Source organism: Bradyrhizobium sp. WSM4872, assembly GCF_055811715.1.
In genome coordinates, this window is sequence record NZ_JBVVPT010000059.1 from 1 (window position 1) to 8,206 (window position 8,206).

Here is an 8,206-nt window from a genome sequence, read left to right on the forward strand (position 1 = left end):
ATTCGCAGGCACCAGCGTGCCCGCTGTCAGGCAGAAACTCCACTCACCGACCTGTTCAAATTTGCGGAGCCGGCTCTGTTCCGGCAATTGCATGTGTCACGCCTAGTGACTTCCACGAGATAAGCACCCACGCCAAAGTGAGGGCCGGTGCTGCGGCGATGATGGCCGGGACGAGTCGAGCGAAAAAGGTGTACTTATCGAACTTGGGCAAGGGTTAGTCGTCCTCAACGTCAGATGAAAAGGCGATTGTGCTGGCATCGACCGTGCCAGCTCTACGGTCGTAGTCACTACGGAAGTTGATCCACGAATCATGTGTTGAGTGCACGATGTATCCGCGACGGGTGAACGCATTCGCTACCTTCTTGCGCGGGTAGATATCTTCGTTTTTGCCTACAGATGCGATTGCGTTGCCGCGACCTTGAGCTGGGAACGCGCCGAGCCACCGGTTGAGGACTGCCGGGGTGACGTTGCGTCGGCTGCCATGATGAGGAATCTGAACGAGAGTTGGCTGAAGACTGGGAAAATTGTTCTCACCGTAGTCGGCTGCTTCGTTAAGCCCGTCTGGACCAACATCGGCGGTCAGCAGGATGCTCTTAGTACCGAATGTCCCCATCTGAACTACCGAAGTCTCGTTCGAAGCGGAGGTGCTTGGAGGGTTGTTGTCCAGCGTTTCGAGGTCGAGACGCTCCTTTATTGTTTCGACCACGTTGCGCAAAGCGCTTCCGAAGACCGATCCGAGTCCGGCCGTGTCACTCCGGTAAGCTGTGGGGGTCTTGTCGAGATCAGGAATGAGACGAACGTAGCGTTCACGACTACGAGCCAAGACTTTGAAAGCACCTATCTGAGCACCTTGCAGAGGTGCACGGATTTGGATGCCTCGCTCGGCCGCAATTGTTTCCATCTCCACCAGATAGGGATGCATTTCCCGCATTCGCTTGACGAGGCCCTCACGAGTGTAGGCGCCGTGAAACTTATCGAGCACTTCGTCCACGTAGTCCCAGGGGCGGTTCATCCAGAGCGTGTGGATGGTAAAGCCCTCATGTTGGAGCACCTTTATCAGGCCGCACGCGTGATCATTGTCTGCGTGGGACAAGACGACATTGGCGATGTTGGCGGGCTTCGCGTAGTACCGCTCGACGTGGGAAATGATCTGCTCGCCAGTGTCGGTAAAGCCGCCATCCACAATGTTGATGTAAAATGCGCTGTCTTTGGTATCGCCCCATCGGACGACAATAGCGTCGCCATTGCTGTCACCAGCCCGGAGGAAATCGATTTCGTACGGCAATGCACGCTCCTATGCACGGCCGTCGTCTCGGACGGTCGTGAGCTGAGGCGATCTGGGCAAAAATCGGAAAGTTGTGTAGGCCCCTAGGTGCAGCTATGTGGTGCGTCTGCCTTTTGAAGCAATAGTAAGAAAGGAGGAATCGCGCAGTTTTCCACTGACACTTGATTTATATATACGTCAGCAGACCTGACGCATGCTGCACTAAGCCGCTTCTTTGGTGGCTGCATCGCTGCGTCGTGTGCGCGAAATATAGTCCGCAATGGCATCCACTGCTTGCCGCTTCTCAGCCTGCATGCCGTAACGGTCATAGGTCTTTCCGCTGCCGACAATGGCATGATGCGTGAGCGCCTCCGTCGTGTCGCGCGGGATTCCCATCGTCCGCGCCCAGGTCGTGGCTGACCGGCGCGCGTCATGCGGAGACCATTCGGCCATTTTCAACTTCAGCCGGAGACGGCGCACAGCTTGCGACAGGGCATGTCGGTCAATCGGCTTGTCGCCCTTGCCCCGAGTGGACGGGAAGACGTACGGGCTATCGTGTAACCAGCAGGCTCCATAGTTCGAATGCGCCCTTCTTCTCCACGCCACAACGGCGCACGCCATGCGGCGTAGACCCTCGCGGGAAGGGATTCGGAGCTCCTCACCGGGGGCACTCGAGAAAGGGCCCGCCGTGATGAAGTATGCCGGCGTCGCTATCACTGCTCCGTTCCCGGGTGCCCTCTTAAGTAATAGGAGCGAGCCCCACGCCGGTCGGCAGCGCGGCCGGACCCAGGCTGATCGAGCAGAAAGACGGCTCATCACAAGGGTCAAACGCTGCCAATCGCCGTGGTTGCAATGGTAAAAGTTCCTTCGCCGACTTACTGGGGGCAGGATGGTTAAGGCATTTCGGAATTTGATCATGGCACTTACTTTTGTGGGAGTTGCCGGCTGCAACATGTTTTGGAATTTCATGAACGACTATATGGCCTATGGCCTTGCGCTGGCGGCTTCAGTTGCAGCCGGCTTTTGCGTTGAGCGCATCTTCATCGAGCGGTCCCGTCGGGAGATGATCCGCCTCCATGGCGCGGACTGGCATTCGGCGGAGAACCGACAGCTCGACTCATGAGCATCACCTGTCGCGGCTCATCGTTTTCATCATCCGATTGCTCGCATTCGACCCGAGGGGCCTAGCCCGATGATCAAACCAGTCCATCCATTCCGGTTCGCACGCATCGAGCGCCTGCGAGAACTGCTTGAACCAGACTCCGACACGGCAGTTGATCTGAATGCGGGTGTGAGCACCACGGAGCTGGTGAGACCCGATCCGCCAATGCTCGATGCAGGCTTGATAATCGGTCGTGATCCAGGAAGGGGCGAACTGGGCCCTTCGTTGCGAGCCATGCGAGCACTACGGCACGGCAACCGGTCAATACGCCCGAGTAGCACCACGATCTGGAAGAGCGATGACCATAAGCCGGCCCCGAGGTAGGGGATGCCGAAAGCGAACTCCCGGCTCCGTTGGTCCTTATCGCTTACAATATTGCCACAGGGCTCTCGTCGTAGTCGTCACCAGCGCCAGCCGTCCGAACTAAGTCGGGCGCGAGGCTTACGGCATCAGCTGGCGGAGAAGCAGTGCATGAGCTGGCAACCTGATGATTGAAGGCGGCCCTATGTGGTGTCCCTCACCGGACGGCAGGTCGTCACTGGAAACCAGCACTATCTGCTCTGGCGACGTGGTCTCGAGAACCACTTCGAGCGACATTGCCGAGCCGACGCGGCGGCAACTCATGGCGTTAGTGGACAACCCAGCCAATGAGCGGCAAGAGCGGAGCCTCAAAGGACTCGGCGGGACCACTATACCTTCCTCCGTGGTACCTCGGCGAAGGTTGCCTCGAGCACAACGTGCTCGCGCCTATCGAGCGCCAACGAAACCCGTGCCCAAAGGTCGCGCGACGACGCGTCTCGTGGTGAAAGATCGACGAGCTTTCTTGTTTGTCGTCGGGCCGGGAGCGGCGGGCGAAGGTAGAGGGATGATCTTTTCTGCAGCGTGCCCGGGTTGTGCCCCAGACTTTTCGGGGCACAATGTAGGGGAAGCAAGTCGCTAAGTCACTAAAAATGCTGGACAAATGGTGGGCGCACAAGGGATCGAACCTTGGACCTCTCCCGTGTGAAGGGAACGCTCTCCCGCTGAGCTATGCACCCGAAACCATCATGCAGGCGACCCGAGTTTCGGCCGCCGGCGCTTTGGAGCCCGCGATTTAGAAGTGCGGGCCGAAGGTGTCAAGTTTCGAGGCGCTGCCGGGCCCGAAAACCTTCCCCCGAACCCGCAATTCGGCGGTGAGACGGTCTTGGGACCGCTTACGCGCCCTGCTGGCGGGCGCGGGAGGCGTGGGCCTGGAGCGCGCGGATGCGTTCGGCCAGTGTTCCGCCGCCTTCAGGCAGGGTGCCTGCGGCCGTGCCGTTGGTTGGGGCGTCATTGGCCGGGCGCGGCGCCGGCCTCGGCGGCTGGCCGGCCTCCGCCGCGAGCAGGGCCTCGATCGGCGAGTTCGGGCCTTCGAGCTGCATCGCGAGCTTGGCCACCTCGGCGGCGATGTCGTTGATGCGTTCGCGCAGCAGCGCGTTCTCCATCCGCTCGGTCGCCCAGGAGCTCTCGGCCTGCTGCTGGATCGCGTTGATGTCGCGCTGCAGCTTGGCGCGCTCGTCGCGGGCGGTGCGGAGCTGTTCCTCCAGCGCGGTCTTTTCCGCGCGGATCGATTCCATCGCGGCCGACGATTTGCCGCCGCTCAAGGCGGCGATCTCGACGCGCAGCTCCTTGATGGTGCGCTCGGAACTCTCATTGGCCTGGCGGAGCTGGTTGTTCTCATAGTCGCGCTCAGCGAGCAGCTTGCCCTGCGTGGCAAGGCGTCCCTCGAGATCGCCGACGCGGCCCGACAGCATCTCGGCCTCTTTCACCTGCACGATGAGCTGGCGATCGAGGTCGGTGACGCGCTGGCTCAGATTCTCGACGCGGCCGCGGGCGTCGCCGAGCTCGCGCGAGGCGGTCTCGGATTCGGTGCGCTCCTGCGCCAGCCGCGCCTGCGTCGCGGCAAACTCCTTTTCGGCGTCGCCGACGCGGTTCTTCAGCTCCTCGATCTGCGCACGGACCACAACCAGCTCGACCTGCCGGCTCTCCGCCATCATCGAGCGGTCGGACAGTTCGGAATTGATCTTTGCGAGCTCGCCCTGCTTGTCGGTCAGCGCGAGCTCGGCGGCACGCAGAGCTGCGGTCTTGGTGTTGAATTCCTCTTCGGTGGCGCGAAGCTGCTCCTTGACCGCCTTCTCGCGCGCCTCGAGCGCGAAGATCGTGGCGTTCTTCTCGCCGAGCTCGATCTTCATGCGGTTGATGGCGTCGCTCTTCTTGCCGAGCTCGGCGAGCTGGCTCGTGGTCTTGTTCTTGAGCTGGTCGACGCTCATCTCCAGCCGTCGCGCCGACATGGCGAATTCGGCGCGGAGCTGGTCCTTGTCAGCCTGGATCTCGGCCATCGACAACGGCGTCGCGGCCTCGAGCCGGCGCGTGGTCAGGCGCACCGCGCGGTTATGCACCAGCGGCACGATGGCGAGCCCGCACAGCATCGACAGCAGGAAACCGATCGCCAGGTACATGATCGGTTCGACCATGGGCCAGAACTCCCAAAGCTAAGGAAAAATTTACCAAGGACATTGCATGCGGGGCCGGCAAAAAGCCAGCCCCGACATGTCGTTAACCTTGATCCGTCGCCGGAGGGGAAAGCGGAACGCTAGAACGGGTTCCAGGTCGCGCGCGGGGTGAATTTCAAATAGCCGATATTGGCTCCCAGCCGCAGGCCGAGGCCGGAGCGGATCGGCACCAGCACGATGTTGTTGGCGGTGAGCGCCGTCATGCCGAAGCCGCCGATGATGTAGGCCGAGCCGTCGAGGCCGGCGAAGCGCTGGTAGATCGCGTTGGTGGCGGGCAGATTATAGACTAGCGTCATGGTACGCGCGCCGTCGCCACCCCAGTCGAAGCCGAGCGAGGGACCCTGCCAGTAGACCCTGAGGTCGCCGGCGTTCTTGGTGTAGAGCGTGCCTTCGCCGTAGCGCAGGCCGGCGACGAAGGCTCCGGACCCTTCCTCACCGAGGATGTAGCCGTTGGGCAGGCCCCATTGGCTGACTGCCTTCTCGATGATCGAGGCGAGACCGCGCGAGACGTTGCCGAAGAAGCGGTGGCCGGCGTTCACGAGTTCGTCCGGCCCATAGGTGCTGGGCGTCGGGGTCCGCTGCGGCGGCGGCAAATCGGGCGGCGGCGGCTGCTGGGCGGAAGCCGGAATGATCCACCCGACCATCGCGGCAAGCGCGACTGCGGCAAGGCGTGATGCGAAAGTCATAAAAGAACCCCTGGTACCGAATCCGGTCGCTTCCTTAACCTGACGCCAACAGGCACGGCTCTAGGTTGCGCCGGATGTCCCCTCGACTCGGATGTTATCCGCAGCAACTATGACGGCACAACGGCAGGAAGCCAGCCCTTTGCGCCCCGGAATTGCCTTGATCGGCCTTCTGGTCTGCATGCTGTCGGGCATTTGGATCCTCTGCGCGGGGGTGCCGGCGCAGGCGGCCACCACCGAGCGGATCGTCGTCAACCGCTTCAGCGGCGTGGCGATCGAGGGCTTCGACCCCGTGGCCTATTTCGTCGATGGCGCGGCCGTGCAAGGGACGGCCGAGTTCGAGGCGAACCTGTGGGGCGCAGTCTGGCGCTTTCGGAACGAGGGCAACCGCGCCTCTTTCCTCGCGCATCCCGAGGTCTACGGGCCGCAGTTCGGCGGCTACGATCCGGTCGATATCGCCCGCGGCGTCATCATCGCCGGTAACCCCCGTTTCTTCGCGATCGCGGCGCAGCGGCTCTATCTGTTCAGCCGGGAAACCAATCGGGACGCCTTCGCCGCCAATCCCGAGCGCTTCCTCTACGAGGTGGGCAAGCGCTGGCCGGCCCTCCAGGACAAGCTCAGCCAGTAGCGCCTTTGCGATATCAGAGTCTTGCCGCCTGCGGGTCACCCCAGGCGATGAACTCCGGGATGATGAAGCCGCTGTCGTATCGCTCACCGAAGCGGAGCGTGCCGCCTTTGCCATCGGTTACGCTGCCGCCGGCCGCGGTCACGACCGCGTAGCCAGCCCCGACGTCCCATTCACAAGTGGGCCCGAAGCGCGGATAGATGTCGGCACTGCCTTCCGCGATCCGGCCGAATTTCACGGCCGAGCCGACCGTCTTTCTGACGGCGCTGGGGCGGTGATCGATGAACGCCTCGGTTCGGGGATCTCCATGCGAGCGGCTCACCGCGGCGATCCAGGGCTCGCCCAGGGGCGGCAACTTGCGGGTATGGATCGGCTCGGCAGCGCCGATGGTCGCGCCGTCGAACCTGACCCGCTCGGCGCCGCGGCCGACGATACCGCGCCAGAGCAGCCCGAGGGCCGGGGCGCTGACGATGCCCAGCAGCGGCACGCCCGATGTCACGAGGGCAAGGTTGACGGTGAACTCGTCGCGCCCGGCGACGAACTCCTTGGTGCCGTCGAGCGGGTCGATCAGGAAGAAGCTGTCGCGGAACGGCGGCGAGGCGAGCTGGGTCCGCTCTTCCGACAGCGTCGGGATGTCGCTCGCAAGCTGGGCCAGCCCGTCCGCGATGATGCGGTCGGCGGCAAGGTCGGCCTCGGTGACCGGCGAGCCGTCCTGCTTGCCGTCGACCCGCATCGCCGTGCGGTTGACCGCGAGGATGGCTTCGCCCGCTTTCACCACCAGCGCTGTGAGCGGCTCCATCAGGTGGGAGGCGGCCGAGCCGTCGATGATCCGCTTCACCTGCATGCCTCATTCATCGGCAATTCCATCCCTGCTCGAGTGATTCGCCGCGGCATTAGGGCCGGTTCGAACCGATCGCAAGCTAGCTGCCACGGGCTTGCGAATGTTAGAACCTGCGGCATTCGTCAAGCATGCTTGATTCGCCGCGTCCGCGCCGTGCAATTCCAGGAACCCTTTATGTCTGACGCTTCGTCACCCGCTACCGCCACCGCTCCAGATGCGCTCGAACTCGCCGCGCTGCTGTGCTCGCGGGTCTGCCACGATCTCATCAGCCCTGTCGGCGCCATCGTCAATGGTCTCGAAGTGCTCGATGACGATCCAAAGCCCGACGACCGCGAGTTCGCACTAGACTTGATACGCAAGAGCGCGAAAACCGCCTCCGCCCGCCTTCAGTTCTGCCGCCTCGCCTTTGGTGCGGCCGGCTCGTCCGGCGCGCAGATCGATCTCGGCGATGCCCAGACCATGGCGCGCGGCCACATCGAGGACGGCAAGTGCTCGATTACCTGGAATCTGCCGCGGATCTTGCTGCCGAAGAATCGCGTCAAGCTGTTGCTCAACATGCTGGTCGTTTCGCAGCACACGATCCCGCGCGGCGGCACGCTGACGATCGATCCGATCGGCGAGGGCGAGACGATGAGCTTCCGCATCACCGCGACCGGACATAATGCGCGCCTGCCGCAGAACATCTCCGAGCTCCTGAGCGGCGAACGCGGCCCGGCCGCGGATGCACATGCGATCCAGCCTTATTATACGCGGCTGTTGGCAGAGGCTTGCGGCCTGACCGTGAGGCTCGCGCATGAAGGCGAGGCCATCACCATCATCGCGTCGTAGACACGAAGCCGCTCTCAAACGTTAATCGAATCTTTACGAGGCGCTTCGGCTTGTCCGGAGCGCCTTATCTATTTGTTGATTCCGTTCTTTTCCACATACTCAACCAATATTAAACGCTTTGCGGTGAAGCTGGCCCCATTCCGAATTGGCGCATCACGTCTTGTGTGCGCGCCCTCCCTGTATGAAGGCCTGTTTTCATGGATGATCTGTTGCGGGAGTTTTTGACGGAAACCAGTGAGAGCCTGGACACCGTGGACAATCAGCTGGTGAAG

At 62.4% G+C, this 8,206-nt stretch carries 9 protein-coding genes and 1 tRNA gene; 3 read left to right on the top strand and 7 right to left on the bottom strand.

Features of this window, described 5'->3' with window-relative positions:
- Window positions 1-214: 214 nt before the first annotated feature.
- Together AC0L3C_RS36000 and AC0L3C_RS36005 are read right to left on the bottom strand one after the other, a co-directional pair.
- Window positions 215-1,285, bottom strand: coding sequence for a ComEC/Rec2 family competence protein (locus AC0L3C_RS36000; protein ID WP_473410389.1), 1,071 nt, complete (start codon window positions 1,283-1,285; stop codon window positions 215-217).
- Between the two features lie 201 nt (window positions 1,286-1,486).
- Window positions 1,487-1,717 carry a hypothetical protein gene (locus AC0L3C_RS36005; RefSeq protein ID WP_473410390.1) on the bottom strand — a complete coding sequence of 77 codons (231 nt, stop codon included), beginning with the start codon at window positions 1,715-1,717 and terminating at the stop codon, window positions 1,487-1,489.
- A 463-nt stretch (window positions 1,718-2,180) separates the two neighbouring features.
- Between AC0L3C_RS36005 and AC0L3C_RS36010 the strand changes: the two genes are divergently transcribed.
- On the top strand, window positions 2,181-2,387 hold the full coding sequence (locus AC0L3C_RS36010) for a hypothetical protein (protein WP_231188869.1): 207 nt from the start codon (window positions 2,181-2,183) through the stop codon (window positions 2,385-2,387).
- 1,001 nt (window positions 2,388-3,388) lie between these two features.
- Here the strand turns inward: AC0L3C_RS36010 and AC0L3C_RS36015 are convergent.
- From AC0L3C_RS36015 to AC0L3C_RS36025, 3 genes are all read right to left on the bottom strand, one after another.
- A tRNA-Val gene (locus AC0L3C_RS36015) sits at window positions 3,389-3,463 on the bottom strand.
- Window positions 3,464-3,619: 156 nt separating this feature from the next.
- On the bottom strand, window positions 3,620-4,918 hold the full coding sequence (locus AC0L3C_RS36020; RefSeq protein WP_473251433.1) for a hypothetical protein: 1,299 nt from the start codon (window positions 4,916-4,918) through the stop codon (window positions 3,620-3,622).
- 119 nt (window positions 4,919-5,037) lie between these two features.
- On the bottom strand, window positions 5,038-5,643 hold the full coding sequence (locus AC0L3C_RS36025) for a DUF1134 domain-containing protein (protein WP_007606270.1): 606 nt from the start codon (window positions 5,641-5,643) through the stop codon (window positions 5,038-5,040).
- A 139-nt stretch (window positions 5,644-5,782) separates the two neighbouring features.
- On the opposite strand from AC0L3C_RS36025, the gene AC0L3C_RS36030 reads away from it, so the two are divergent.
- A complete protein-coding gene (locus AC0L3C_RS36030; protein ID WP_473266862.1) occupies window positions 5,783-6,268 on the top strand; it encodes a YHS domain-containing (seleno)protein in 486 nt (161 codons plus the stop codon).
- Window positions 6,269-6,281: 13 nt separating this feature from the next.
- On the opposite strand, the gene AC0L3C_RS36035 is transcribed toward AC0L3C_RS36030, so the two are convergent.
- Window positions 6,282-7,109 (bottom strand): 3'(2'),5'-bisphosphate nucleotidase CysQ family protein, encoded by an 828-nt coding sequence (locus AC0L3C_RS36035; protein ID WP_473410391.1) that lies wholly within the window; start codon window positions 7,107-7,109, stop codon window positions 6,282-6,284.
- A gap of 171 nt (window positions 7,110-7,280) precedes the next feature.
- Between AC0L3C_RS36035 and chpT the strand changes: the two genes are divergently transcribed.
- Entirely contained in the window at window positions 7,281-7,934 is a 654-nt protein-coding gene (gene chpT, locus AC0L3C_RS36040; RefSeq protein ID WP_018458347.1) for a histidine phosphotransferase ChpT, read from the top strand.
- Between the two features lie 68 nt (window positions 7,935-8,002).
- Here the strand turns inward: chpT and AC0L3C_RS36045 are convergent.
- On the bottom strand, window positions 8,003-8,206 hold a 204-nt coding region (locus tag AC0L3C_RS36045), incomplete at its 5' end, for a hypothetical protein (RefSeq protein WP_473266856.1).